This is a genomic window from Methanobrevibacter ruminantium M1 (genome assembly GCF_000024185.1).
In the GTDB taxonomy this organism is placed as follows: Archaea; Methanobacteriota; Methanobacteria; order Methanobacteriales; family Methanobacteriaceae; genus Methanobrevibacter; species Methanobrevibacter ruminantium.
On record NC_013790.1, the window covers coordinates 2,550,296 to 2,577,006 of the forward strand.

Annotated in this window: 25 protein-coding genes and 1 pseudogene; 3 read left to right on the forward strand and 23 right to left on the reverse strand. The window is 33.0% G+C overall.

Features of this window, described 5'->3' with window-relative positions; translation table 11 throughout:
- Positions 1-80: 80 nt before the first annotated feature.
- Positions 81-4,523 (reverse strand): Ig-like domain repeat protein, encoded by a 4,443-nt coding sequence (locus tag MRU_RS09995; protein WP_171776173.1) that lies wholly within the window; start codon positions 4,521-4,523, stop codon positions 81-83.
- A 703-nt stretch (positions 4,524-5,226) separates the two neighbouring features.
- Between MRU_RS09995 and MRU_RS11245 the strand changes: the two genes are divergently transcribed.
- The gene (locus MRU_RS11245; protein ID WP_012956795.1) at positions 5,227-6,165 is read left to right on the forward strand and encodes a CRISPR-associated protein Cas4; all 939 of its coding nucleotides are present in this window, start codon (positions 5,227-5,229) and stop codon (positions 6,163-6,165) included.
- A 195-nt stretch (positions 6,166-6,360) separates the two neighbouring features.
- Here MRU_RS11245 and MRU_RS10005 read toward each other — a convergent pair whose 3' ends face one another.
- The 19 genes and pseudogenes from MRU_RS10005 to MRU_RS10095 all read right to left on the reverse strand — a co-directional run bounded on the left by MRU_RS10005 (position 6,361) and on the right by MRU_RS10095 (position 20,001).
- Entirely contained in the window at positions 6,361-7,020 is a 660-nt protein-coding gene (locus MRU_RS10005; RefSeq protein ID WP_012956796.1) for a DUF5612 domain-containing protein, read from the reverse strand.
- A gap of 158 nt (positions 7,021-7,178) precedes the next feature.
- Complete coding sequence (locus MRU_RS10010; RefSeq protein WP_012956797.1) at positions 7,179-7,442, reverse strand: energy-converting hydrogenase B subunit P; 264 nt, start codon at positions 7,440-7,442, stop codon at positions 7,179-7,181.
- Between the two features lie 109 nt (positions 7,443-7,551).
- On the reverse strand, positions 7,552-8,550 hold the full coding sequence (locus tag MRU_RS10015) for a respiratory chain complex I subunit 1 family protein (RefSeq protein WP_012956798.1): 999 nt from the start codon (positions 8,548-8,550) through the stop codon (positions 7,552-7,554).
- Positions 8,551-8,687: 137 nt separating this feature from the next.
- Positions 8,688-9,863, reverse strand: a complete 1,176-nt coding sequence (locus MRU_RS10020) for a hydrogenase large subunit (protein WP_012956799.1) — start codon at positions 9,861-9,863, stop codon at positions 8,688-8,690.
- A gap of 209 nt (positions 9,864-10,072) precedes the next feature.
- Positions 10,073-10,519 carry an NADH-quinone oxidoreductase subunit B family protein gene (locus tag MRU_RS10025; RefSeq protein WP_012956800.1) on the reverse strand — a complete coding sequence of 149 codons (447 nt, stop codon included), beginning with the start codon at positions 10,517-10,519 and terminating at the stop codon, positions 10,073-10,075.
- Positions 10,520-11,188, reverse strand: a complete 669-nt coding sequence (locus MRU_RS10030) for a 4Fe-4S binding protein (protein ID WP_012956801.1) — start codon at positions 11,186-11,188, stop codon at positions 10,520-10,522.
- Between the two features lie 13 nt (positions 11,189-11,201).
- Positions 11,202-12,662 (reverse strand): 4Fe-4S binding protein, encoded by a 1,461-nt coding sequence (locus tag MRU_RS10035; protein ID WP_012956802.1) that lies wholly within the window; start codon positions 12,660-12,662, stop codon positions 11,202-11,204.
- Positions 12,663-12,776: 114 nt separating this feature from the next.
- Positions 12,777-13,055, reverse strand: coding sequence for a hypothetical protein (locus tag MRU_RS10040; protein ID WP_012956803.1), 279 nt, complete (start codon positions 13,053-13,055; stop codon positions 12,777-12,779).
- Positions 13,055-13,579: an MnhB domain-containing protein gene (locus MRU_RS10045; RefSeq protein WP_012956804.1), complete on the reverse strand. Its 525-nt coding sequence runs from the start codon at positions 13,577-13,579 to the stop codon at positions 13,055-13,057. Before MRU_RS10045 ends, MRU_RS10040 begins: the two co-directional genes overlap by 1 nt.
- A 128-nt stretch (positions 13,580-13,707) precedes the next feature.
- Positions 13,708-13,974 (reverse strand): annotated as a pseudogene (locus MRU_RS10050) (EhbH); the annotation flags it as partial.
- Positions 13,967-14,302 (reverse strand): hypothetical protein, encoded by a 336-nt coding sequence (locus MRU_RS10055; RefSeq protein WP_012956806.1) that lies wholly within the window; start codon positions 14,300-14,302, stop codon positions 13,967-13,969. The gene MRU_RS10055 and the pseudogene MRU_RS10050, both read right to left, overlap by 8 nt.
- Positions 14,302-15,783 carry an energy conserving hydrogenase EhbF gene (gene ehbF, locus MRU_RS10060; protein WP_012956807.1) on the reverse strand — a complete coding sequence of 494 codons (1,482 nt, stop codon included), beginning with the start codon at positions 15,781-15,783 and terminating at the stop codon, positions 14,302-14,304. Before ehbF ends, MRU_RS10055 begins: the two co-directional genes overlap by 1 nt.
- On the reverse strand, positions 15,780-16,145 hold the full coding sequence (locus tag MRU_RS10065; RefSeq protein WP_171776185.1) for a cation:proton antiporter subunit C: 366 nt from the start codon (positions 16,143-16,145) through the stop codon (positions 15,780-15,782). Before MRU_RS10065 ends, ehbF begins: the two co-directional genes overlap by 4 nt.
- A 3-nt stretch (positions 16,146-16,148) precedes the next feature.
- Positions 16,149-16,379, reverse strand: a complete 231-nt coding sequence (locus tag MRU_RS10070; protein ID WP_012956809.1) for a DUF4040 domain-containing protein — start codon at positions 16,377-16,379, stop codon at positions 16,149-16,151.
- Positions 16,372-16,938, reverse strand: a complete 567-nt coding sequence (locus tag MRU_RS12005) for an energy-converting hydrogenase B subunit C EhbC (RefSeq protein WP_012956810.1) — start codon at positions 16,936-16,938, stop codon at positions 16,372-16,374. Before MRU_RS12005 ends, MRU_RS10070 begins: the two co-directional genes overlap by 8 nt.
- On the reverse strand, positions 16,939-17,199 hold the full coding sequence (locus tag MRU_RS10080; RefSeq protein WP_227717037.1) for a monovalent cation/H+ antiporter complex subunit F: 261 nt from the start codon (positions 17,197-17,199) through the stop codon (positions 16,939-16,941).
- Positions 17,200-17,323: 124 nt separating this feature from the next.
- Positions 17,324-17,638, reverse strand: coding sequence for a monovalent cation/H+ antiporter subunit E (locus tag MRU_RS10085; protein WP_012956812.1), 315 nt, complete (start codon positions 17,636-17,638; stop codon positions 17,324-17,326).
- 682 nt (positions 17,639-18,320) lie between these two features.
- Positions 18,321-19,058: a metal-dependent hydrolase gene (locus tag MRU_RS10090; protein ID WP_012956813.1), complete on the reverse strand. Its 738-nt coding sequence runs from the start codon at positions 19,056-19,058 to the stop codon at positions 18,321-18,323.
- 196 nt (positions 19,059-19,254) lie between these two features.
- Positions 19,255-20,001 carry a succinylglutamate desuccinylase/aspartoacylase domain-containing protein gene (locus tag MRU_RS10095; protein ID WP_012956814.1) on the reverse strand — a complete coding sequence of 249 codons (747 nt, stop codon included), beginning with the start codon at positions 19,999-20,001 and terminating at the stop codon, positions 19,255-19,257.
- 256 nt (positions 20,002-20,257) lie between these two features.
- On the opposite strand from MRU_RS10095, the gene MRU_RS10100 reads away from it, so the two are divergent.
- Positions 20,258-21,433 carry an argininosuccinate synthase gene (locus MRU_RS10100; RefSeq protein WP_012956815.1) on the forward strand — a complete coding sequence of 392 codons (1,176 nt, stop codon included), beginning with the start codon at positions 20,258-20,260 and terminating at the stop codon, positions 21,431-21,433.
- Between the two features lie 564 nt (positions 21,434-21,997).
- On the opposite strand, the gene sfsA is transcribed toward MRU_RS10100, so the two are convergent.
- Entirely contained in the window at positions 21,998-22,750 is a 753-nt protein-coding gene (gene sfsA, locus MRU_RS10105; protein WP_048812516.1) for a DNA/RNA nuclease SfsA, read from the reverse strand.
- 87 nt (positions 22,751-22,837) lie between these two features.
- On the reverse strand, positions 22,838-24,406 hold the full coding sequence (locus MRU_RS10110) for a bifunctional ADP-dependent NAD(P)H-hydrate dehydratase/NAD(P)H-hydrate epimerase (protein ID WP_012956817.1): 1,569 nt from the start codon (positions 24,404-24,406) through the stop codon (positions 22,838-22,840).
- 338 nt (positions 24,407-24,744) lie between these two features.
- On the opposite strand from MRU_RS10110, the gene MRU_RS10115 reads away from it, so the two are divergent.
- Positions 24,745-25,875, forward strand: coding sequence for an NAD-binding protein (locus tag MRU_RS10115; RefSeq protein WP_052292139.1), 1,131 nt, complete (start codon positions 24,745-24,747; stop codon positions 25,873-25,875).
- Positions 25,876-25,980: 105 nt separating this feature from the next.
- Here the strand turns inward: MRU_RS10115 and MRU_RS10120 are convergent, their stop codons facing one another.
- On the reverse strand, positions 25,981-26,547 hold the full coding sequence (locus tag MRU_RS10120; protein WP_012956819.1) for a transglutaminase-like domain-containing protein: 567 nt from the start codon (positions 26,545-26,547) through the stop codon (positions 25,981-25,983).
- Between the last annotated feature and the right edge of the window lie 164 nt (positions 26,548-26,711).

The window sequence follows — 26,711 nt, forward strand, 5'->3', positions numbered from 1 at the left end:
GAAAGCCTATTAGGCTTTCAATTTACTTTTTTTAAAAACAGAAATACAAAAAAGATAAAAGAACAGTAATGAATACTATTCTAAACTATTTTTACATTGAACTTTGTAGTTGTTGCCTTATACATTGTATCTCCTGCATATTTAACAGTACAACTATATGTTCCTTTTTTATTTAAAGAGATCTTTACAGTGGCAACTCCTTTTGCGTTTGTTGTTCCAGTATATGTTTTTCCATTTACAGTAAAACTTAGCTTTTTGCCACTGATTGGATTGCCATTGCTGGATTTGAATGTAGCAGTCAAGGATTTTGTCTTAGCACTTGCTTTAAATGATTTTGCAGGTGCAGTGAGCTTAGGACTGTGCTTGCTTACTGTAATGAGAGCAACTTCAAAGGAACCGGTATAATTATCATCTCCAAGGAAGCAAATAGCAAAAGTGTATTTGCCTTCGTTTCCAAGGTTTATTTGCAGTCCAACTCCACCTGTAGCATTTGTTGTACGATCATAAACCCTTCCATTGAATCCTATTTGAACCAGTTTATTTGCCAATGGATTTCCTTTGGCATCCTTCAAGCTAACATAGAAGTATTCTCCAACTCTTCCATCCACTTTAGCAACTGCAACGGTAGTCATATTATTATAAACAATCATAGTTGCAGTTCTATTAGGAGTTACATTAACATAAACAGGAACCTCAACAGTCTGATTGATATAGACAGGAACCTCAACAGTCTGATTGATATAGACAGGAACCTCAACAGTCTGATTTACATAAATGGTGTTGTTCTTTTCGACTACAGTTATATTATCTTTGACGATGACATTAAGGTATCCTGTAGTGCTTAGATTGTTTTCGTCTTTGTAGCTTGCAATCACAGTGCTGTTTCCATTTATTTTGATTGCAACCCTGCCATTTGCATCTGTAATAAGTGTGGATTCATCGCCATTTACACTAATATCCAAAGAGGCATTGGAAATAGGGACTCCATCGAGATTGGAAAGAATCGCTGATACAGAACTATCATTGGCAGTAAAGGCAATGCTTGCATTAGGAACTATGATTATGTCTTCGCGAACAATAATGCTTCCAGTGATATTTGATTCTGTATAGTTTTCGTTTCCATCGAATTTAACCTTTACATCATAAGTGTTGGCATCCAAGTCCTTTGTAGATACTTTCACCATACCATTGGAATCGGTAGAATAAACCTCATTAAAACTATAGTCCCCATCAATTCCATTCAAATCAACAGACAAATCAAAGCCGACCAAAGGATTGCCACAAGAATCCTTCAAAGCAATGATCATATAATCATCAGATTCATGAACAGTAACTAGATCTAATGCAAATAAAGAGGAAAGGGCCTTTTCAACAGTCACCTTAACAGTGGAATTTATAGCATCATAATTTGCATTGCCCTTAAAAACAATAGATGCAATATAGTCGTTTGCAGCTAAATCCTTAATAGGAACTTTCACAATACCATTGGAATCGGTTGAATAAACATCATAATCACCATCAATTCCATTCAAAGCAATAGACAAATCAAAGCCAGCCAAAGGATTGCTTTGACTATCCTCCAATCCAATAATGAGATAATCATCTGATTTATAATCTGCAATTAGATTTGAAGCAATGATCTGAGGAATATCCTTATTTACAGTCACATTAACGGTAGCATTTGAAGGAAGGTATTTTTCATCTCCTGCAAAACTTATAAGCACAGAATAATCATTTGCATCCAAATCCTTAGTTGGAATCTTTACTTGACCATTGACATCGGAAACTAAATTTTTCACTCCATCAAGATCGATAGAAAGCTCTGCACAGGATATTGGATTGCCTTTAATATCCTTTAAGCTTACATTCAAATATCCTTCATAATTGTATTGGCAAACAATATTAGAAGAGGATATGGCTGTTTGAATTTTAGAAACACTTAGATTGTCCCTATATTCAGAGGATAAATATTTTGAATTTTCCAAATAGCTTAATTCAATGTCATAATCTCCATTCTGCAAATTATAGACATTCAATATTCCCTCTCCATTTGAAATGCTTGCAGTGTACTCGCTTCCATTTATGATTACAATCACTGTACCTAAAACATCACTTGGACCAGTTATTTTAATTTGAGCCACATCTCCAACAGAGATATCTTCAATAGAGCAATGGGTAGAGGATTCCTGCTTGAATACTGTCAAGCTTTCAGATGTTGAATTTTGGCTATAGACCTTATCTCCGGAATATTTGACAAATATTGTTTTATCCCCTGCAGTTAAATTCTCAACTTCAAACTCTGCAATTCCATTGTCAATAGCAATTAAATAAGATTTGCCGTCAATTTCAAGGCTTATGTTTCCACTTGCCCCCATAGGAACTGTCACATTAATGTATCCAATATCCCCAACCTTTAAAATTGAGGAGTTTATGCCAATAGGGCTTAGATATTTTGGAACAAACACATCAACGACGGATTCCAATTTCAAATCGCTTTCATTGTCCTCGTAAAGCACATAGGCATGATGAGCCCCATAGCTTGCATTGCTTATCACAACTTGGGCAAAGCCATCGACCACAGTTGCATTGTAGACTTTTCCATCAATCTTAACGCTTAGATTTCCTGTTGCCCCATCCCATAGATAGACAGAAACTGTATTGTTTCTCTCATCGATAATCTCCATTTGACCACTGTTGACCAGCACTTTAAAGCTTTCAGAATTGTTTAGAGAAGGGAGGTATTTTCCATCACCATTATAACTTGCATTTACAGAATAAACTCCTTGATTCAATTTTGGAACTGTAAGGGTTCCCTTTCCACCGCTTACAGCAACGATATAAGTTTCATCATTGACAATCACTGTAATGTTGCCGCTTGCATCATTGGCCAATGAAAAATTAATCACTTCATTATCGCTAATTGAAATATTCTCCACAGCCACATTTAAAAATGAAGGCACTTTATTGACTGTGAAATTAATAGATTCAACAGCGGTTCTGTATTTTTCATCACCATAATAGATTGCTGGAACTGACTTGTTTCCATAACTTAAGCAATCAATGTAGAATGTGGCATTTCCATCCACTGGCTTTTGGGAAAGTTCACGGTCATCAAAGACAATGGAGACATTTTCAGATACATCGATTGGAAGGCTTACAATAATCTTAACATTGTCCCCCACATATATTTCAGTTTCATTGATTGAAATGCCTATTGAAGGAAGAACCTTGCTTACAGTAAAGATGCTTGTAAAGTTCTTATGGTCAAACTCTGTGTCATTGACTGTAGCGGTAACTGTATAAACCCCCTCGCCAAGACCTGTGACGTTAAAGACAGCCACATTGTTTTCAAAGGAACAGTTGCGATAGCTTTGCCCGTCTACCCAAACGACCACATCGTCAACATGGTCTGGAACTACAACAGAAATGATTTCATCATCATTGATGGAAATATTCTGGGCAATGATATCAAGGCCATAGGTAGTGATCTTTTTCGGAGTCACAAAGGCTTCGATCATAGCGCTTTCGAAATTCTCATTGCCCCCATATTCTATGAGAATGCGGTAAGAGGAAAAATTTGAGAGAACTCCCCCTGTAAATGCTATCATACCATAATCTTCAATAGGACAGTCCTCATATTTCTCATCTCCAACAGTAATGTTTACAAACTCGTCATGAATCTCTTCATTGATTGAAGCCAGTATTGTAGCATTGTCATAAACAGTGCATTCAAATGATACCACGCTTAAATTCGGATCTGCTTTTTTAACTTCAAATTCGGCAGATGCAGTATCGTTTTCATAATAATCATTTCCATTATATGTGGCATCAAGAGAATAGCTGCCTACAGCCAAACCAGAAACTGAAAATAATGCCATTCCATCATGAATGGCTTCAGTAATCACTGTTTGGAGAGTGTCATTGATTTTGATTGTGATATCCCCTTCAACACCATTGGGAACGCTGACTTCAATAATGGCATCTTCCCCATAATAAACTTCACCGATTTCAATCTCGCTTATTTGGGTTTGGTACTTTTCAACAGAGATAGTTTCCAATTTAAATCCTGGAAGATAGTTATCGTCCCCTCCATAATAGACTGCAATATTGTGATTTCCAAAGCCAAGTCCGGTAATATTGAATCTAGCCTGATAATCAGTAAGGTCTTTATTAAAAGATTGATCATCCACTGAGACTAAAACATATCCGCTAGCATTTCTAACTGTAACATTGACTTCAGCAGTTTCGTTAACATGGATTGAATTCAAAGCAACATCTATTTCTGGATTTAAACGTTCATCGGAATTTCCTTCATTAAGGGAATTTTTTTGTTTAAATGAATCAGACGGTTCAATAGAATTGCTATCCTCCAAAGAATCTTCAGTTGAAATTAAATTATTTTCTAAGTTTTCCTCTGTATAAACTACTTTTTCATAATTAATACAATTATCTTGATTATCGATTTTTAAATCATTTTGATTTATGTATGTATCATTAACATCACTAGCACATACACTAGCCATACTTAACATACAAATAATAAAACAAATGAATATTAATTCTTTTTTGTATTTCATTTCATTCCTCTAAAAATTTTTGCCAATTATTAAAAATTTTTTCTAAATATAATATATTATATAGTATTATTAATTTTTTGGGTAAAAATATCTTTTTGCTTTAATTTTAATAATTAATTTTATAATTTAATTAATTGATAGTGTAGATATAGATTAACAAAATAAAAAATTTATAATTTTGTTCAAAGATTAATTAAAATAAATATACATTTAATTATATTAATTAAGTCACAACAACTATTATTTAAAATTATCGTGAAATCATTTTAATTATAGGAAAAATGTTTTTAAGAAATAGTATCCTTCATCCCCTAAATAAAATTTTAAAATAAATTTTAAAAATAAAATTTTAAAATTAATCGATTTTTTTACGAACAAATCAATTTTACGAAACCACATCAATATCACACAATCAAAACAATTTTACGAAGTCACAACAATTTAACACAACCAAATCAATTTTACGAAATGACATCAATTTAACACTTTCAAGTAAAAATTGATTTTATCTCGTAAAATTGTCTGAAAATAGTAAATTGATTTCAAATTGCAAAATTGATTTCAAATTGCTAAATTGACTTGAAAAAAACTACATACTTTATATTATATGAAAAATAGAGAAAAAATAACAAAGTATGGAGTGAAGAAAATGTTAAGTATTTCAACAATTAAGACATATATGTTTTGTCCTTTGAAACTCTATTTTCAAAGTGAAATAGATGAAATCTATGACGAAGAAGAGTATTTTGTTCCAAAGACCTTGAAAGATCTAAGAATTGACATTCAAGACCTTTTACACAAGAACCTAAGACTTGTAAAAAAGGATATGGAATTAAAAGAAATCGAAGAGACATTGTCAAAAGGAGTTTTCAATCAAATTGAAACTACCTTCGAGATAATTGAAGAGCTAAACGAAACTAAAAAAGAAAAAGAAAGAAGAGAAAAGTCTTCAATCTATAAGGATTCAAATATAGAATTTTTAGACGAAGACAGACAGATTCTCAATGCATCCCTTGAAGATAATGATGGAACTCTTGAAGACTTGGATAATGAAGAAGATGAAATCAAGAAGCTGAAAGATGAAATCATCGATGAAGTAAACTTAAATCTAAAAATCCTCTCATTGAAAGCTTCACAAGCTATGAAGAACCTTGAAAAGGATGGAAACGAAATTCAGAATTTATTCTTCCAAAGTTCCATGTACAACACTCTAATTAGGGATTTGGGAATAGATTTGATTGGAGTCATAGACAAAATCGAAGTGGAAAAGGGAAAATATTTCCCAATTTTATTAAAAACTTCAAATCCTCCATCAAAAGGAGTTTGGCAGTCAGATGAAATAGAGCTAATTGCAAATGCATTGCTGGTTGAAGGAGAATTCAATACATACATTACTGTAGGATTCGTAGAATATTTAAAAATAGGCGAACGCAGACCTATAGTCATTGACACCTTTGCAAGGAAAAAGTTCTTTAAGCTTTTAACCAAAATTAACAAAATTGTTGAAGACGGAGAGATTCCTCATGTGAAAACAAGTGTTAAAAAGTGCAGAAACTGTGAATACAGAGAGTTGTGTGAAAAGGCTTAAAAAATGATTGAAAAATCCTAAGAATATACATTAAAAAAAAAACCTAGTAAAAAAAAGAATATGCTAGTAAAAAAAGAATATGCTAGTAAAAAAAGAATATGCTAGTAAAAAAAGAATATGCTAGTAAAAAAAGAATATGCTAGTAAAAAATTAAAAAGGAAATAAATGGGATGAAAAAACAGATGGAAAAAAGTACTAGAATTTATTATTTCCTTTTAAACGTTTTACATCGAAAACTGCAGTACTAGCAACTGCCATAACAGCCATTACACCTGCTTGAATAGGATCTGTAACAATCAAATCCGCTTCTTTTGTAACACTGCCAGGCATATTTAAAGTTATTATAATAATATCTTCATGTTCTTCTTTTATCTTTCTAACAGCTTCGGTAATCTTACCCCCCATTAGAGAACCTGCAAGAACCAATACGCCTACCCTAGGCAAACGACTAACAGCTTCAACAGCTTCTGTAATATTTGCTTCGCCAACTAAAGGAATAGTGTCTACACTAATGCGCTCTCCACGTATATTATGCCTATCAGCTTCTGTAATAGCACCTACAGCTACTTGGGAAACCTGTGCACCGCCACCAAAGATAAGAACCCTTTTACCGAAAATATCATTTAATGAGCCATGAATTTCTATATCCAAAATGAAATCCTTAGATTTTAAATCCCTTATAAGTTCATCAAGCTCATTGATATTTTCAAGTTCAAGATTTAAAGTTCCTACATCCTCCTTGACATAAAGATGAACATAGGATATGTTGACTCCATGACTGGTGAGAACATCAGTTATCTCATCTAAAACTCCTTTCTCTTCTTTAGTTGTAATTGTTAATGAAATACTACTCATAAAATTACCTTTACTGCAATAAAAAATTAATAAAAAATTGATAAGCAATTAAAAATTATGTATGAGGAATAATATAAATTCTTACCAATTAATAATAAAGCGCTGATAAACCGCTTAAAAGACCAAATTTAATCTAGTTTTATCTTAAAAGACCTAATTTAATCTAGTTTTGCCTTAAAAGCATCTAAATCAGCATGAGCTTTTCTATACATATTTAAATAACTGTCTTCCTTTCGAACAGGAATAACTTCAAGACCTAATGCTCTGGTTTCTTCAATCCAAGACTCATCAAATACCGGAATCTCGAATTTAATGTGCTCAGAGGTCTTGTTTACAATAATGATGTCCCTATATGGAAAATCATATTCTACAATATATCCTCCAAGACTCATCATATGATAAGGCCTTATAACAAATTTCATAAAATCACCACGAAATGTAATTCTTTAAATCATCTATTCCAAATAAAGCATTCCGAATATAATTTTCTCTCAAATTATTTCCTAGAATAAACTCCTAATTTTAATATTATTAGAATAAAGCAATCACAATAGCTAAAACTCCCATAGCAGAAACTAATAAAATAGTAGGATATAACTGTTTATTAGTAAATATTGGAGAGAATGCACTGATGGATGCCATTATAACAGGCAATATCAAGGATACAATAACAGCTGCTATAAACTTCCAAGAGAATAAAACTGGAGGAATTCCCAAGAACAATACTGAAAATACCAATCCTAAAGTGAATATTAAAAATCCTCTAGTCACATAAACAAATGAACGATATTTGGAAGCAAGCTCCATATACGGTCCTTCAATAACATCAGATTTTGCTTTAATATATGAAAACGGATATTCATTCAAAATGATCATATATCCGACAAAGAACACCACTGCTCCGATTATACCTGCCAAAGTGAATAGGAATGGGCCATTGGCTTGTTGGTATGCAACAATATCTGCTAAATAAATGCTTTTGCTTAATGCTGCCGGAACAAATAAAGCCAAATACAATGGGAATGAACCAAATACAATCATCCTTAAGGATCTTTTTGAACTGATGTCTTCAATGGATGAAACCAATGAATCTGGTCTTGCAGCCCCCTTTATATGATCAGGGAACCTTAAATTAGCAGACATCACAGATTCAGATAAGGAACCCATAAGAACATAAGCAACCTCTTCAACCTTTAAAAATCCAACAATTGCGATTAAACTTGAAAAGGCCATAAATTGATAGTTATATGGCATTAATACTAAGAATATAGCTAAAACTACAATAAAACAAAGAACTGGCATTGCCTTATATAATCCTGGAGCCATTGAATTTGGCTGGATATTCTCCTTATACAGGAACTTTATAGATGCCCATAATCCAGGGCTTGTAACGGGAGGTCCAATCCTTTGCTGAATTCTTGCCTGAACATATTTTCTTTCAATTCCAGGAATCAAAACACCGATGAATAAGGCTATTATCAGTGTTAAAACGACTTCTAAAATTGAAATAAGTGATATTTCATAAGACATTTTCTACTCCTCATATAATTTTTAATCAGTAATCAAATAAATATAATAATTAAATAATTAGAAAAAACAATTCTAATCAACCTTAATATAAAATAAAGGAAAATTAAAAGTTATCCCTTTAATTAACCTATTAAAACTTAATGAATATTAGACTTCAATATAGACTTGTCTAATTTATTATAATTTGTATCATAAACCTCTATTGCCCTATCAGAGCAAGTGAAACATGGATCGCACTGAACGATACATAACTGACCGTCAGTTATATGATTGTCAATACAAGCATACTGCATTGCTCCAATATTACTCATTGAAGGAGTTCTTATAATGCAATGGCGAACCCTTCCGTCCTCAATGGCATAGGAGTGATACAATGTTCCTCTTGGAACCTCTATATAGCTTTCAATAAGGTCTGTATCAATCATTTCCCAAGACCTGTCTGTGATTTTGCCTTCAGGCAAATCCCTGATGGCCTGACGAACGATTTTTATTGCTTCAAATATCTCAAACACTCTCATAAGAAGCTGTGCCTGTACATCACAGGTATCTTGGGTGATTATATCATAATCAAAGTTATCATATTCATACATATCTGTTCTTAAATCTCTTTTAACACCTGTAGCACGTAAAGTAGGGCCGCTTACCGCTAGTTTAAGAGCCTGTTCCTGTGGAATATATCCTGTTCCAGAAATCCTTGATGCTACAACGCTGTCCTTTACAAACCTATTTGCAAAGTCTAGAACGTTCTTTTCCACAAGGTCCATGCCGTCCAATATTCTTTGGATTCTATTGTCATCCAATTCACATCTTGGCCTTACGCCACCAATAATTGAACAGCCATATTGAACACGGTTTCCGCCAATCATTGCCAAAAGATCCATAATGGTTTCTCTAATGTAAAACACTCTCATAGAGAAGGTTTCATGAGCCAATGTTTCACAACCATGACCTAAATACAATAAATGACTATGCAAACGTTCCAGTTCACCTACAATCACTCTTATATAAACTGCTCTATCTGGAACTTCAACTCCAAGACCCTTCTCAGCAGTTCGCACTGAATTCCATGTATGTGAATTGGAACAGATTCCACATATCTTTTCAGTAAGCATATTAGCCTTTTCTACAGGGAGACCTTCCATGACACGCTCAATTCCCCTATGGTTAACTCCAATAGTGATTTCAGCATCTTTTATGATTTCGTCTTCTACGAAAAATCTAACCCTATAAGGTTCTAAAGCAGCAGGGTGAACAGTACCCATTTGAATCTCTGTTTCTATAATCTCCTGCTTTTTAGCTTTCTTTTCTTCCATCCTATCATCCCTTTTTATAAAAATCTAAAATAATAATCAATAACGCATATAATTAATAATTACTCCATTAATAATGATTAACAATAATATTAACGATAATTAACAATAATTAACAATAATTAACAATAATTAACAATTATTATTAAAATAATTAACAATAATTAACAATTATTATTAAAATAATTAACAATATATTAACATTTACTCCGTTAATCCGCATTTAATAAATGTGGCAAGGCTGCAACTACACCTGCTAAAACATCTTGAGGTCTTACAGCACAACCTGGAACCTTAGCATCCACTGGAATAACATTCTCAACTGGTCCTTCAATCTCTTCAGAAGGAATGTCTCCATGACAGTTCTTATAGACACCACCCATCAATGCGCAGGAACCTGCTGCAACAACAAGCTTTGGATTTGGAATTGCATTGTAGATGTCTTCCAATGGCTTTCTGTTGTCATAGGTTACAGGACCTGTAACGACTAGAATATCTGCTTCACGTGGATTCCAAGTTAAGAATACACCATATTGTTCCATATCAAATTTAGGAGATAAAACAGCATTTACGATTTCAATATCACAACCATTGCATCCTCCTGTATAAACTAACATGATATGAATGGCTTTTGATCTTGAAAGTGTTTTAAGACTCATTTATTCACCTCCCTCATTTTTAGAACTTTCATCTGATTCGCTAGAACTCTCGTTTGAATCATCAGCTAAAGCAGAACTTCTTTTAGCATCCTTTTCATACTTCTCATTAATATTATCCTGTATGTCCTTTATCTTGGAAACTCTTTCTAAGCCTGCTCCCACATTCTCAATCTCATCTGCATCTGATACGATGTTTTCAGACAACAATGACTTGTCAGAGAGATATTGGGCAATGAATGATATCTTTTCTTGAGAGATCTTAATAGGTTCGCTAAGCAGTTCAGCTGTGTCTATATTTATCTCACCTACATTTCCAGGGTGAATGGTTCCTGCCTCTTCAAAGAATGAATATATCGGACAGAAATCATGACACCAATAGCATACAACACATTTAAAAGGATCTAGCTCTGGAACTTCTGTCTTTACCCAACCTTCCTTAATCTTTACAGGAGTCTGCAAAGGCTTCATTGTAACTGCGCCAGTCGGACAGACATTGGCACAACCTCCACAGCCAATGCAAGCCTGCTCATCAACCTTCTTATCAGGTTCAACTGTTCCAGTAAGGATAGCATTACGGAGTTCCATATCAGTTACCCTGTCAGATGCAAAGAGGATTCTTTTAAAATTTGTATAAGTTCCATTAAGCATAATTTTTATTACATCTTTCATTAATATCAAACTCCTAATTCACCCTATTAAACTCTCTTTCGAAAATAAATGATTTAGATGGGCAGATATTCATGCAAGCCCCACAATAAATACACTTATCATCATCTACAACAAATCTCAGATTTTTATTCTTAGTTCCAAGATTTACATCTTCATTTGATATGTCAACTGTATAGATAGCCTCTTCGCCACAAATGTCCTTACATAAGCCGCATTTTACACATAAGTTCTCGTCAATGTAATTGAATCCGCCGGAAATCTTATATTTTGTGCTAGTTGTCTTAGGTATTGCATCAGTTGGACAGTGAATTCCACAGGTCTCACACATAATACACTTATCTAAATCAACATTGATTGTTCCTCTTTTAAGGCTGATTGCCTCTTTTGGACATAGCTCAGCACAGATTCCACAGGAAATACAATCGTCACTGACTTCCCCATCCCAAGAGATGGTTTGGAAGCTTCTGGCTTGTTCATTACATACTTGGGTACATTTGCCGCAGGATACACAGTATCCGAAGAGCTTATTATCCTCATTTTCGCTTAATGTTGAAACAGGACAGTTGTAAATCGCTTCAAGACGTTTCTCATTATTCTCTTCACTGTCCTTATCTTGTGAAGGGTCATATCTTAAAGCATTTTCCTTTTTAATCAATGCAGGACTGTCGAACTTTTCCCTACATAAGCCGCAATTGAGGCAACTGACAATGGTTCCTTTAGTGTTTGAACATAAAGGATTGTCCATAGAGCTGTCTTTTATGTTTCGAACAATCTTAAAGTCCTTAACCTTTAATGCATCATTTATGCAGTTTTCAACACAAGCCAAACATAATGTACAGAGGTTTTTATCATATTGGCCATCCTTTAAGGCGCCAGTTGGACAAAGGTCTTCACATATCTTGCATCCAACACAGAATCCCTCATCTTGAATTATGACCTCTATGGCACGGGTCGGGCAGTAATATGCGCATCTACCACATTTCACACATTTTTCCATGTCTGTGCTTACGCAAACCCTATCTGCAGACTTATCAGACTTTACAGGAAGCTTCATATTTTCAATCTTCTTTACCCCTGCACGATATCCGACAGTGTTTGCAACCATCTTCATGGAGTTAAGCAAGACTTTTTGCTTGTCAAGAACCAGATTATCAGTATCTGTCCTTGCATTTCTACTGCAGACGTCTTCACAAACTCCACAACGTGAACAGATTCCTTTAACGATTCCGTTATCAATATGAATGCTTTCTATAGGACATGTGAATTGACAAACACCACAGCCATTACATTTTGCCCTATCTACAACATATCCTCCGTATTTATTTTTAAATATGGCATGATTCGGACAAGCTTCGAAGCAAGCACCACAACACATACAGCTAAAGGCTTTATTATCTACAAAGCGTATTGCTTCAGTAGGACAATTTCTTATACAATCTCCTTGTCCATCACACTTATTAGTTGTTAAATACATGATTCTTCTCCTTTAATGAGTATCAATAATAATCTCAAAGTTAAATCAATAATTGACTATCATAATCTGTCCAATTATCATAAATCAATTAAAGATTAATTTGATGCTTAATTATTAATGATCTCCTTTTGCTCGTCCTCCCAGTAATGCACTACCAATCAAAAGGCCGAATAAAGCTCCTAAAAATGTAGTTGCTATTGGCAAATCATTATAGTAAGGGAATTGTCCAATTCCATATGACACTATTAATGCACCAATAATAAGAGCAATGATTCCGCTTGCGGTAAACTTAAAACTATTTTTCTCATCCAGATGGATTCTAGAACCTAGAACGAATCCAAATATAACAGAGATAATTATCGGACCAATTAAGAGATTAGCTAGAACAAACATTATTCTTCCTCCGCTAATTTTTTAAATTGGGAAAAGGCAATTACAATTGCACTTAAACCTACAAGTACCTTTAGTCCGACTGCTATATTTAAATAAGGGACCATTCCAGCATTTGTTAAATCAGGATATTTGAATATTGCTGCAATAGCCTGTGGAACAAGCCCATAAAGGTTTCCTCCTACATTATATAAGAATGAGCCTGTCAATGCAAGTCCTGCCAAACCAAGCAAGACATAAGCTAAAGCTCCGACAGATTCCAAAAGGCTAATGAATCTATGAGATAATTTTAATGGACTTCCATTTACAGTATAAACAACAACAGACAATATGATTGCTCCTGCAATCATGGCTCCACCTTGGAAACCGCCTCCTGGAGTTATATGTCCTCCTAAAATAACCATGATTCCTAAAGAAGCTATAATGAATGAAATAGGCAAGACCATGATTTTTAATATAGGACTGCTTTCATCCTTATTCCAATTTGGAGATTTCTTTGTGGTTTTTAAATCTTTATCTTCAGCCATTATTCATCATCTCCTTCATTTAAATCAGCACCATCAAGTTCTAAATCAGAATCGCCAATTTCTAAATCTGCTTCATGGGTTAAATTAGAATCTGCAGTCCCATTATCTGCATTTACATTCTTATCCAAAATCTTACCTTTTCCAAAGATAAGCAATACGACAAGCACTGCAGTAACTAAGATCAATGATTCTCCTAAAGTATCGAATCCTCTCCAATCAAATACAACTAATGTAACCATGTTTGGAGCAAGCTGAGTCCCAATAGCAGTATAAACCAAACTTATTCCCGGCTGAATTAAGTTTTTAAATCCATAAAGGGCGTCGAATAAGCTGGATGCAAAGATTATTGTTGCAACTACCATCAATATAGATCTAATGCTTGTTTTATCAGACATATTTCAACCCCCAGTAAATTACAGAAATAAGGATTCCAAGAACAATGAGTACATAAAATAACATTTTTTCCAATGAATCGGATTGTTCTGACTTTATCTTGCTTGCAAGAGGCATGTTTGTAAAGAACAATATTGCAGCTAGAATAACTACAACTATGCATGCAGCAATATTGATATGTCTAAAGAACAAAGCAGCAAGTATTAGACCAACCAATATTAAGAATTCTGCTGCCATTGCTCCTGAAACATTGTTCATAGTAGTAGGATCTTTAGAGAAACTTGATTTTAACTCCTTTACTGAGTCTAAGAATTTTTGATACAAAGTCATTAGATCAATCCTCCTGCAAATGGAATAAATACATCAGTGACAATATTCGGGAAAAGACCTAAAGCCAAACAGATTATAAGCAAAACAGCCACTGAAAATACTGTGACCCTTGGAATCTTCTCATTTACAAACTTCAAGTCCTTTGGCTTAGGCTCTAGGAATACGCTATGGAATGCCTTGACAAATGTAAAGAAGATAACCACACTTACAATAACTGCAAGGATTGCAAGCTCTGTATATCCTGCCTCTAAAGCGGCCTGAACAAGCATCAGCTTGCTTACAAATCCATTGAATGGTGGAACACCTGCCAATGCGCATCCGCCAAGCAAAATCATAACTCCCATAAGTGAGTCAACTCCAATCAATCCTCCTAGCTTGCGGGTATCTGAAGTATTTGTAAGATAATAGATTGAACCGAATCCAATAAATAGCATTGCAGTAATGACTATTTCATTTGCTGCCTGGAACAATGCAGCTGCAATGGACATTTGAGTTCCAATACCAAAACCTAAAGCGATAAATCCTAATTCACCTACAGCTAAAAATGCTATCATTCTTCTAAAGTCTACCTCCATTGCAGACATTGCAATGCTTAAAACCATTGCAAGAATGGCAAATACAATTATGGCTGTATTGAATCCTGGAATATAAGCAAATATCTTATACATAGCAATTCCAAATGCAAGCATGCACAATACTGAAAATCCTTGAAGTATTGCTGAACCGTTAGGTCTTGCCTTACTGTATACCGCTGATTTTATAGTGTGGAACGGTGGCAATCCTGCTGAATATAGCCATCCGAACAATATTAAGGCAAATCCGATTACAAGTCCTGGAGAGTAAGGATCTACAAAGTTATTGCTGATTGCATATATAATGTCTGTAATATTCACTGAACCTATTGTTCCAAGAACAAATCCAACACCTAATAAAAGCATCGGTCCGCCGATTGAACCTAAAATCAGGTATTTCAATGCGATTTCATAATTGTCCTCTGTGCTTGAGGCTACAATAATACCCACTTGAGTCAAAGCGGTTATCTCAAAGAATACATACATATTGAAGATATCGTTAGATAGAAGCAATGCAATTACAGAGGCAAGGCCCATAAAGATAAGGTAAAGGTAAGGCCCTGAGACTTCCTTCTTCTCTGTAAAGTAGGTAAATATTGAAAGGAATGCGACGATACCCATTAGGAATATGAATATTCTTTCTATATTGTCAAAAATATAAACGATACCTGTATTATAGCTTGCAACAAGGGTTCCAACTAGATTAGAAGGCAATGAATTTGCAAGAAGACCTGGATCGTGGCCTCCGAAGTATTGAACCCCAATGGCGGCAAGAATTGCAATTATAGGAATTGCAAGTCCTACAATAATGGAGAAAGCCTTCACTGTCTTGTCCTTTCCGCCTAATATGTTAACAATTAAAGCAGCCAATATTGGAATAACGACCATTAATGGAATCAAGTAATTCATTTTTCATCCCCCAATATTTCCTTTGCGCTTAATGTTCCATGCTTTCTGTATAAGACCATTGCTAAAGCCAGCATTACAGCTAATGTGCTTGCACCGATTACAATGCTTGTAAGAACCAATGCCTGTGGCAATGGATAAGCGGAATTCTGTGCAAACCAGTCTGCAGTCATGCCAGGTAAGAAAATTGGCACAACCCCTCCAGCCTTGTATCCAAGGCAGATAAGGAATAGATTTACGCCCTCTTCGATAAATGCAATACCTATTATCTTCTTTATGATATTGTCAATGAAGATTGCTGCAATCAATCCTATAATAATAAGAGCGCCTGAAGCAAATAGGGAAGCTAATTGAATATCCATAATCATTTAAGCCCCTCCTTTTGTTTTATAAACAGCCAAAGCGATAAATACTGGCACGATAGCTCCCTCTACAATGGCTTGAGTCAAAGCCACATCCGGAGCAAGCAATAAGTGGAATAGCACTGCAATGAAGAAACCAGATATTCCAACTAGAATGGCTGATTTTAGCAAGTCTTCCTGTAAAAGTGCGATGATGGCACTTATAACCGCAACAATAATTATAATATATTCAATCATTGTCGTCACCCTCACTATTATTTAAGTTCTCGACATCTTCTTCAGTAGTTTTATTATCCACATCTTCATTAGAAGCTTCTTCTTCAGAATCAGAATCTTCTTCTACATTTTCTGAAGTTTCTTCGGAATCGGAATCTTCACCATCTTGTTCTGCCACATCAACAGATTCTTCAGGTTCTTCACCATCTTGTTCTGCCACATCAACAGATTCTTCCAATTCAGATTCATCAGATTCTTCATTTAATAAATTAGGATTAAGAACAGGATTATTTAAATCATCTTCTGCATGGAAATAAGCATTAGCTAATGCATGAGCAAGTAGCGGAGCCAAGAATATATAGATAAGAGCAAATAAAGGCTGACCTAATCCAATAAATGCTATTATTCCAGCTACATCTATCATTCCCAGAATATGAATCCTTGCATATACAACATTAGGCATGTCTTTATCCATTCTTAAAATCCCAATAGCTGCAATTATAATTATAAGTGCAGAAATAATTAATAAAATTGATTGGATAATAGTTATTAAGTTCATACCCTCTAGACCTAAAGCCATTTAAGCCCTCCTTAAAAATGTTGCATAAGCTATTGTTCCAACAATTCCTAATAAAAGTAAAACCAAAGCAATGTCCTTAAAGAATTCTATGCCCCACATCATACCGACGCAGATTAGAATCAAGGTAATTGCTAAAGTTAATGAAGAAGTACCTATAAGCCCCATAGAGACAGTTTTGTAAGTAATGATTCTCATAGATGCAAATAAGAAAACAACCAATGCAATTATTAAAAAACACTCTGAAATCAATAAAAGTTCCATTATCATCACATTCTATATGATTTAAGTTATCAACAAAATAAAAGTACATAAGATAAACCGATTATGATTTATGAATTTCGGTTTATGAAATAAAATTAAATTACTTATTTAAATTTAGTAAAAACTATTCTAACATCCCCTTTATATAAGGCTCAAAAGGAATGATATCCTTTACGTCTCTTGGAGCAATAACTGCAACCTTAATCACTTGACTTTCTGAATCTAAATCAACAGATAAAGTCCCTGGAGTTAAGGTAATGCTGTTTGCTAAGATAGTTTGAGATATTGGCCTTTTTAATTCGGTATCAATATCAATGACAATAGGATCATACTGGTCTCCTTTAAATATCCTACCAGCCATATCTATAGTAGCTTTGATAATCTCCAAAATAAGCACTACCAAATAAGCAATTGCATAATAAATTCTAGATAAAAACATTAAAATACCCCAGTAATGTTTTAGTTTGATAAATTAATAATTTTTAGTGAATTAAATTTTTAATCCCTATCCAAAATCAATATAAGAATTCATAAGAATAAAAATATTGAATATTGTAAAAATTTAATTTATGAGAAAATCTATGGAATAACTGTTTTAATAAAAAAAATAATGAAAAAAATTAAAAGAGCCAAAGTCCATAAATTGAAAAAAATTATTAATTTTTTCGCTCAAGATTTCTATAAAAAATTCATTTAAATTTGATAAAAAAATATCAAAATTCCAAATGATTTTTTAAAAAAATAATGAACAATTATTATAAATTTTCATGAAAATTATTTTTTACATTATAATACTATTAATTAATATTATTATAAACACTATTATTTATCATGATTATTTATTATAAATCTTTTCATAATTTTATCAATTAAATCCCCTTTGGAAAAGATTATAAAAATTTTATATGAAAAAATAGTTAAAAAGTAATACTAAATTCTATTAAAAAAAGGCTTATTTGAAAAAATGCTTAAAAAGTAATACCTCTTTTTATGAAATTTATTAAAAAAAAATGAAGGGTCTAAGTAAAAAATAATTAATGAAAAAAATTCAGCTAAAAAATTAATGAAATATGATTAAAAAAATAAAGATTTTAAAAAAATGATGATGATTTTAGTGAATTTTAATAAAAGTGTGGGAGAAGATTAAGATAGAAATCTAATTTATTTGGAAATAAAATCAAATAAAGAGCAATTATCAAAGCAAATAAAAGCAATCCTAATTTTTTATAGCATTTTCTATCTGAAAAAGGACTGAATGGCTTTATTCCAGCCGGACTAAATGAATCTAAAATCATATGGCTGAATAGACCTAAAAACACAGAGAATATTAGAGAATAAACGTTTATCTTAAAGACAGGGACTATTCCAAAATAAACCAAAGTGATAAAGAAAAGCATTAAAAGAATGAAAATAGAGGCCAATTGCTTATTCAAGAATAGGACAGCTAAAAATATTAAAATTCCGACTAAAATAACATAGTTTAATGGAATATTAGTAATAGTGTTCAAATTAAAGTAAGAAGAAAGATCCATTCCAAAATAGACCAATAAAAATATGGCAATGCTTATTACTACAGCTCCTAAAATAGAGTGAGTAAAGCCTCTATGAGAGGATAAAAGGAAAATAAGCCCTAATAAAGCGATTATCAACCCTAAATAAATAGGCAGATTCAATAAATAAAGAAAGATGCTTAAGATCATTCCAATGGAAATAATGATTAAAACATGGTTTCGCTTAAATTCATGGTCAAAGTCAGGGATATTTGCTCCGATAACTGCAAGTGCAATTGCAAAAGGGTCATAAAACATGAGCAATGATAAGATAAAAGCAAATATTGTGTGTCCCTTATAAGATGACATAAAATCCCTCATTTTATAAATTAAATTTAATTTAAGTTAAATAATCATATTCAAATAGAATCTGTAAATTTAAGTTAAATAATCCTTTTTAAATATAATTTGTAAAAATTAGAATATAAATTAAATGAGAGCGTCTGAAAACTAATAGCAAAGAAAAAATCGTTATAATAAAAGATAGAAAAAATCCTTAGAAAAACTATTCCATATACCTATCAAAGAATCCAAAGTATTGCAAAAATGCCTTCATTTGAATTATGGACCTATAGCAAATCCTTTCATTTGCATAGCCAATTGCAGATAAGACCTCACAGGTTACAGCAGGTATGCCCTTTAGGTTGGCTTCATCCTCCAAAGCCCCCTTAAACGGAATTCCAGCAGAGGAATAGACTATCTTTTCAGAGCCTGTCACCTTTGAAATGAAATCAGCCAATCTAAAGCTTGCCATAGTAGGAACTTCAGTGCAAAATACCCCTTCCTTACCTGGATTTGAATTTGGGGCTGATGAATGAAAGTCTCCAATGGCTGAAACTTCAAGCTCAACTGCCTTTTTTAAAATAAGGTCCCCAACGGACCCCTCGATATGAGATGTCCTGTTTAAGTCCTTACCGTCAAAGTATCTGGAATTAAGCATAGATGCCTTTGGACAAGCAAATGGAACAATATAAACAGTTCCTAAAAGGTCCAAGTCATGAATCTGGTCGATAAGATTCAATGCAGAAATCTGAGGAGCCAATTCATTTCCATGAATTCCTGCAACCATCATGACCTTGGGATAGTTAGTTCCAAGTTTGATTATAGGAGTTCCTTTTATTGACTCTTTTAATATATATTTAGTGTTTTTTGTAAGATTTAAATTATTTAATATGTTCTTATTAGCAGAGATGAAACCTCCGGTCTCATAAGAAATATGATCTAAATCTAAATTATTCTTTTCTTGAGTCATATGAAAGCTCCTACAAATTAAAAAAAAGTTGAATGTCCGATTAAATAAATTAAAATAAAATATCAAACATCAAAAATATCTATTTCTATTACAGTTTTAAATTATCTTTTTTATTTTATTTAAACTTACAATTATATATAATAAAAAACAAAGTTTAAAACATAATGTTAATTCAAGGATAGACAAATTCTAGAATTAAATTTAATTAAGATATCATAATTAACTAAATGATTCAAATAATATAAAGAGTGATAATATGGAAAAAGTTGTTCTTGCATTCAGTGGTGGATTAGACACCACCGTATGTGTAAAATTATTAGAAGAGGAATACAATTACGAAGTAGTAACTGCTTGTGTTGATGTAGGTCAACCGCAAGAGGAATTGGAAAAGTCACAAAATTCTGCAGACAATATAAATGCAGGAAAACACTATATCATTGATGCAAAAGATGAATTTGCAGAAGAATATATTGCAAGAGGAATCAAGGCAAATGCAGAATATGAAGGCTATCCATTAAGCACAGCTCTTGCAAGACCTTTAATTGCAATGAAAATCATTGAAGTTGCTGAAAAAGAAGGGGCAACTGCAATTGCACACGGATGTACAGGTAAAGGAAATGACCAATTCAGATTTGAAGCAATCATCAGATCCATGTCTGACTTTAAGGTCATTGCTCCTATTAGAGAAATGAACCTTACAAGAACTGAAGAGCAAGCTTATGCAAAGGAACATGGACTTAACCTATCCTATGATAAAATCTACAGTATTGATGAAAACCTTTGGGGAAGAGCCATTGAAGGGGATGTTCTTGAAGACCCTGCCAATGAGCCACCTGAAGAGATTTATGAATGGACCAAGTCTGCTGAAGATGCAAAGGACACTCCTACCAAAGTTGCTATTGAATTTGAAGAAGGAGTCCCTATTGCAATTGACGGAGAAATAATGGGTCTTGTAGACCTAATCAATAAGGCTAATGAGATTGCAGGTGAAAATGGAGTAGGAAGAGTTGACATCATTGAAAACAGAATGATCGGTCTTAAAAGCCGTGAAACCTATGAAGTACCTGGAGCTAAATTATTGATTGCAGCTCACCAAGCTTTAGAGCAATTGGTCTTAACCACTGACGAGCTAAGATTCGCACAGTACATGAGCGGATTATATGCAGACCTTGTCTACTCAGCGCTATGGCAAGAACCTTTAAGAGAAGACATCGATCAAGCAATTGACCATATGCAAAGAAGAGTTAGTGGTAAAGTTGTAATGAAGTTATTTAAAGGCTCCATTCAACCATTAAGCAGAGAATCACCTTTCAGCTTACACAGCATTGAACAGATAACCTTTGAAGATAAGGAAACTGAACAGAGTGAAGTTGAAGGAATGATTAAATACCACGGACTTCAAGCTGCAAATTACCAAAAATTAAATAGATAAATTTAATTTTATCTATTACTTTTCTTTTTTTATTCTAATTTTTATTATTAATTCATTAATTAAAAATCAACATATAAAACCTTTTTTTAATCAAATTCTTTTTATAATTTTTATATGCTTAATTTAAACAAGTAAATTTACTAGATTAATACAAAAATTCAATGAGTAATTTTATACTATAAAATGATAGTTATATAAAGATTATACAAAAAATATATATACTAAATAAGACTAAATAAGTATAGAGAATAATATGTACTCAATTACATATCACCCCCTTTACATATGTTTTTTTTAAAAATTAAACCTTTACATATTATTCTCGCCCCTTTATAACTATTTTTAAACTTTAATTTACTCTATTCTTAATTATAACTATTTTAAAAAAATAACAATGTTTTATTTATTATTTAAAATTAAAATATAAAAACTAATTTTTCAAAAAAAGTAATAACTATTGAATTAAATTAAAATTAATAAGCGAATTTAAAAAAAGAAAAATTAAATAAATAAATAAATAAAATTTAATTAATAAACTATTTTTATAAAAAAAGCAATATCTAACTATTTATTTAAATTAAAATCTAAACAGTCCCCAACAAGTTCAATACCCTCAAAATCATTTCTAGTTTTATAGACAAGAATCTCTACACCCTCATCATATGCCTTCACCAAGGTTTCACTAAACTTAGGATCATTTTCCCAATTTGGTCTGAAACTGTTTCCATTAGGATGTTCAACTAAAAAGAACACTACAGCACGTATTCCTTCTTTTTTAAGAGAAATCAATTCTTCCAAGTGCTTTCGACCCCTATCTGTAGGAGCATCAGGAAATTGAGCAACACCATCCTTTATGAGAGTAACTGATTTAACCTCAACATAAGTTTCATCTATAATATCTTCTTTAGAATCTTCTCCAATAGATTTGGAATCAGCATTATCCTTAAAATTGCTCTTATGGTTTGCTAAATAAATATCTATTCTAGAACTACCAATAGTCTTTTCAGACTCTATGATTGAATAATTGGAAAGTTCTTTAACTTTATTCTTATTAATTGCATCAAAAACGATTTTATTGGCTTCCTGAGAGAACATAGCAACTAAAGCACCATTGTTTTCAACATAATAAAGAGAATATTTAGTCTTTCTATTAGGGTTGTCACTAGGTCGAAGGTATACAACTGCATCTTCAACTAAAAGCTCCTTGCATCTACCTGTATTTGGCACATGGGCTTTAACTATCTCTCCATTAAGCTCAACTTCTGCAATAAACCTATTAGGTCTGCTTTTAAAAATAGCTTTTACTAAATTGCTAATAAAATCACCTTAAATAAAGAATAAATATTTTAAAATTAATTAAAGATAATTTGATATCATTAAATGAAAATCATAGCAAAATAAGAATTAATCAATCAAATTAGCCATAACCGCTCCCAAATATTGAGTCAGGTCTTGTGCTCCAAATCCATATCCTTGAGCGTCCATAGCCAAATCTCCTGCTTTTCCGTTTAAATAAGGAGCCAATATGGCAGAAGTCCAACTGTCCAATCCCTGTGAGAGCAGACTTACAGCAATTCCCGCCAATGCATCCCCAGTTCCTCCAACAGTCATGCCAGGATTTCCAGTTCTATTGATTTTTAACTTATTCTTGTTGAAAATAAAATCATACTGTCCCTTTAGAATAACTGATCCATCAAAGGAAGCTGTTATGCTCTGCAAAGCATCAATCTTATCATTCACCTTAACAAAATCACTATCATCATTCAAATTTACAATATTATCCAAATTCCTTTCAATATCTCTTGGAATCTGGTTCTTAAAGAAGGATTTGAACTCTGAATAATGTGGAGTTATGATAATATCTTCCTTTTTATTGATTAAAGAAAAATCAACCAATTTTAGAGCATCAGCATCTAAAACCAAAGGCTTATCGATTTTCATAGCCAAAACATTGAATAATTTCATTGTATCCTCATTTTGAGCAGAACCTGGACCTATTAGCACTGCATCTACCTTGGAAGCCATTTCTAGAATATCATCTAAATCATCAATAGAGAGATAATCTCCTTTAGCTTCCTTTACAATAAAGTCTTCAGAGAATGATTTAATTGGAAGTGCTGCAGATTTTGGAGTGTAAATATAAACCAAATCTGCTCCTGTTGCAATTGAGGCCTTAGCAGATATTGCAGGAGCCCCGTAATAATCAAGGCTTCCTCCAACAATCAAGATCTTACCATTGTTTCCTTTGTGAGATGAGGAGGGCCTATTATTTAATCTAAGAAGATCTCCTCCTTCAACAAATAGTTCAGCTTCAATAGGGATTCCAATATCACAGGTTATTATGCCTCCAACCTTCCCTTCACCGGCAAGCTTAACTCCAGTCTTGACCTTATGGAAGCAAACGGTATAATCAGCATCAACGGCAATGTCTGCTATCTCTCCAGTTAATGGATCCAAACCTGAAGGAACATCGATAGCCACCCTTAAGCCATTTATTGCATTGATAAGTTCTACTGTCTTTCTAACCTTTTCCCTAAGCTTTCCCTTGATGCCAGTTCCAAGCAAGCAGTCTAGAACAATGCAAGGGGAATTATTGTCAAGCTTGATTTTATCCAAATCAGCAGAATCCTTAATGAATTGGACAGATAGCCTTGAGACCCTCGGTTCAAGGTTCATTAAAATCTTAAGGTTATCCAATGCATCACCAGACTTGATTTGGTCTGCAGTGTTTAAGGCATAGACATCCACTTCAAAGCCCCTGTTTAAAAGATGCCTTGCTGCTACAAAGCCATCTCCACCATTTCCGCCAGAGCCTGTAAAAATCACTATCTTAACTGGTCTTGAGTATTTATAAGTAGAAAGAATAGCGATTTCATCAGATATTGATTTACCTGCATTCTCCATCAAGCAAAGCCTTGAAAGGCCTAAATATTCACAATTATAATCTGTAGCCATCATATCAATTGGATCCATTGTTTCACCCTAATCTCTGAAATCTTTTCTTAAATTTGAAAAAGATATTTGATAAAATTTCTAAATGACATTAAAGTTTTAAAGAAAATATCCTTAAAATTTAAAGTATAAAATTATTCTAAAAAACTCTTAGAAAAATCATAAAGATAAAAAGTATTAAATTATTCTAAAAAACTTCTAGAAAAATCATAAGAAAAGAATTATCATAAATAATATAATATATTAACTTACTAATAATTAAATATACAATAAATAAGTTGATAAATAAAATTCTAATTAAAGGACAAATAAGCCCCGTCTGAATTATAATGAAAAATAGAAATGTATGGAGAATCATTATGAGTGAAATTAAAAAATATATGGAGGATTTAAAGAAAAATAAAACCGGATTAAAAGGAATCCTCGTTATTATCCTAATATTTGCTTATGGAATTTTAGGGTCTTACTATATAATGAATCTCAACATAAACAATTCTATCTATTATACAATCATAACCATAGCCACTGTAGGATATGGAGACATAATCCCTGTAACCCCTCTGGAAAAGTTCTTTTCCACAAGCTTGGCTCTAACAGGGATTGGATTGATTGCATACATATTTACAATTATCATTACTTCATTTGAAGAAAACTTGCACGACATCAGGAGTGGAAGACATATGGAAAAGAGATTGGCTAAAATGGAAGACCATTATATTCTATGTGGTTTTGGAAGGGTAGGAACCGCAGTTTATGAAGAACTGATGAAAAGAAATCAAAAGGTAATAATTATTGAAAAGAATGAAGACAAGCTGGAAGACATTGAAGAGACTGAAAATGTGGTCCCATTTAATGCAAATGCAACAGAGGACAAGACCCTTAAGAAGCTCAATATTGACAAGTCATTAGGGGTGATTGTAACAACAGGAAGCGATGTAGACAATCTATTCATTGTTCTTACAACAAGGGAAATGAATAAGGACGCTTGGATTATTTCAAGGGCAAGCAAAAAGGAAAATATCAAAAGATTAAAGCATGCTGGAGCAAATAAGGTCATATCCCCTGAGGTAAGCGGAGGAACTGACATTTACTTTGCTGCAGTGCAGCCTAATTTAGTTCATATAACTCAAAAGCATGGCATTGATTATCTTGAAAGGGAATTTGAAATACTTAAAAAGCACAATTGCCATTTGGAAAACATAGAATATCATTTTCCAGGAATTAAGACACCAGTTACCCGGACCATTGGAGTTTTAGATGAGGAAGAGAAGGATCACTTCATTGATATGGTTAAAAACAATCCAGAAGTCCATGAATCCATGGATGTGATGTATGAAACCGTTAATGGAGTTCATTCCCATTGGATTTCCGGACCTGATAAAAGTCATGTTGATATGGTGATTGAAGAGCTGAAAAAAGAAGGAAACCTTTTAGGGGTTAATCTAGACTTTAAGGAAATTAATGAGTTTACTAAACAGTTTAAGGAATAAACTAAATAAATAGGGAGTTTACTAAAAAGTTTAAGGAATAAACTAAATAAATAGAGAGTTTATTAAATAGTTTAAAGAGTAAACTCTAACTTTTTTTTATAAACACTAAAAATCCAATTCCATTTCCAAAAGATTTTCAGTTTTTTCCAAGAGATTAATCAATTTTTCATCCAAATCAGGATTATTATCCTGATAATCTACTTCTCCGAATTCTTCTCTTGGTGAGAAGGCTAAATAGTCCTTATCCAAACTAAATTCCTCATCATCATCTCCTACATTTTCACGAGCATCCATTCTAATCCATTTATCCAAATCATCCATATAAACAGTGTTTAGAGCATGAATCATATGGCCAAAGCTGTCGTCTTCTCCAATTGTCAGTAGCTGATAGCTAATTCCAGAGGGAATTTCATTTGCCCTAAGAAGAGCCGCAAGAAGGCAAGACTTTGTCCAGCATATTCCTGTCTTGTTTTTCAATACATCACTAGCTGTCCTTGAGACTGTATTTGTCTGTATGTCCCATGAATGTGGAATTTCATCTCTTACAAAGAGGAATGCTCTTTTTATATAATCTGCATCGTCAGAGGATTGCTCCTTTAGTTCTTTAACCTTTTCTTGGATGATCGGATTCATATAATCTATGCTTTTTGTTTCGCTTAAGTATTCTTTCATTAAAGATTCCTCGCTAAATTTGATTATTAATTTTTTAAGTATAAGTTGGCGGTCTGCCTAAGAATAATAGTGATTTAAATAAAAATATAGAAAAAAAGTAGAAATAAACCGTTTTTTAAAAAAAGTAGAAATAAACTATTTTTTAAAAAAAAGAAAAAATAGAA

Coding starts and splice junctions, on each gene's coding strand:
- MRU_RS09995 (WP_171776173.1), bottom strand. CDS start 4,523: ATGGCTAGTGTATGTGCTAGTGATGTTAATGATACATACATAAATCAA.
- MRU_RS11245 (WP_012956795.1), top strand. CDS start 5,227: ATGTTAAGTATTTCAACAATTAAGACATATATGTTTTGTCCTTTGAAA.
- MRU_RS10005 (WP_012956796.1), bottom strand. CDS start 7,020: ATGAGTAGTATTTCATTAACAATTACAACTAAAGAAGAGAAAGGAGTT.
- MRU_RS10010 (WP_012956797.1), bottom strand. CDS start 7,442: ATGAAATTTGTTATAAGGCCTTATCATATGATGAGTCTTGGAGGATAT.
- MRU_RS10015 (WP_012956798.1), bottom strand. CDS start 8,550: ATGTCTTATGAAATATCACTTATTTCAATTTTAGAAGTCGTTTTAACA.
- MRU_RS10020 (WP_012956799.1), bottom strand. CDS start 9,863: ATGGAAGAAAAGAAAGCTAAAAAGCAGGAGATTATAGAAACAGAGATT.
- MRU_RS10025 (WP_012956800.1), bottom strand. CDS start 10,519: ATGAGTCTTAAAACACTTTCAAGATCAAAAGCCATTCATATCATGTTA.
- MRU_RS10030 (WP_012956801.1), bottom strand. CDS start 11,188: ATGAAAGATGTAATAAAAATTATGCTTAATGGAACTTATACAAATTTT.
- MRU_RS10035 (WP_012956802.1), bottom strand. CDS start 12,662: ATGTATTTAACAACTAATAAGTGTGATGGACAAGGAGATTGTATAAGA.
- MRU_RS10040 (WP_012956803.1), bottom strand. CDS start 13,055: ATGTTTGTTCTAGCTAATCTCTTAATTGGTCCGATAATTATCTCTGTT.
- MRU_RS10045 (WP_012956804.1), bottom strand. CDS start 13,579: ATGGCTGAAGATAAAGATTTAAAAACCACAAAGAAATCTCCAAATTGG.
- MRU_RS10055 (WP_012956806.1), bottom strand. CDS start 14,302: ATGACTTTGTATCAAAAATTCTTAGACTCAGTAAAGGAGTTAAAATCA.
- ehbF (WP_012956807.1), bottom strand. CDS start 15,783: ATGAATTACTTGATTCCATTAATGGTCGTTATTCCAATATTGGCTGCT.
- MRU_RS10070 (WP_012956809.1), bottom strand. CDS start 16,379: ATGATTGAATATATTATAATTATTGTTGCGGTTATAAGTGCCATCATC.
- MRU_RS12005 (WP_012956810.1), bottom strand. CDS start 16,938: ATGGCTTTAGGTCTAGAGGGTATGAACTTAATAACTATTATCCAATCA.
- MRU_RS10080 (WP_227717037.1), bottom strand. CDS start 17,199: ATGGAACTTTTATTGATTTCAGAGTGTTTTTTAATAATTGCATTGGTT.
- MRU_RS10085 (WP_012956812.1), bottom strand. CDS start 17,638: ATGTTTTTATCTAGAATTTATTATGCAATTGCTTATTTGGTAGTGCTT.
- MRU_RS10090 (WP_012956813.1), bottom strand. CDS start 19,058: ATGTCATCTTATAAGGGACACACAATATTTGCTTTTATCTTATCATTG.
- MRU_RS10095 (WP_012956814.1), bottom strand. CDS start 20,001: ATGACTCAAGAAAAGAATAATTTAGATTTAGATCATATTTCTTATGAG.
- MRU_RS10100 (WP_012956815.1), top strand. CDS start 20,258: ATGGAAAAAGTTGTTCTTGCATTCAGTGGTGGATTAGACACCACCGTA.
- MRU_RS10110 (WP_012956817.1), bottom strand. CDS start 24,406: ATGGATCCAATTGATATGATGGCTACAGATTATAATTGTGAATATTTA.
- MRU_RS10115 (WP_052292139.1), top strand. CDS start 24,745: ATGAGTGAAATTAAAAAATATATGGAGGATTTAAAGAAAAATAAAACC.
- MRU_RS10120 (WP_012956819.1), bottom strand. CDS start 26,547: ATGAAAGAATACTTAAGCGAAACAAAAAGCATAGATTATATGAATCCG.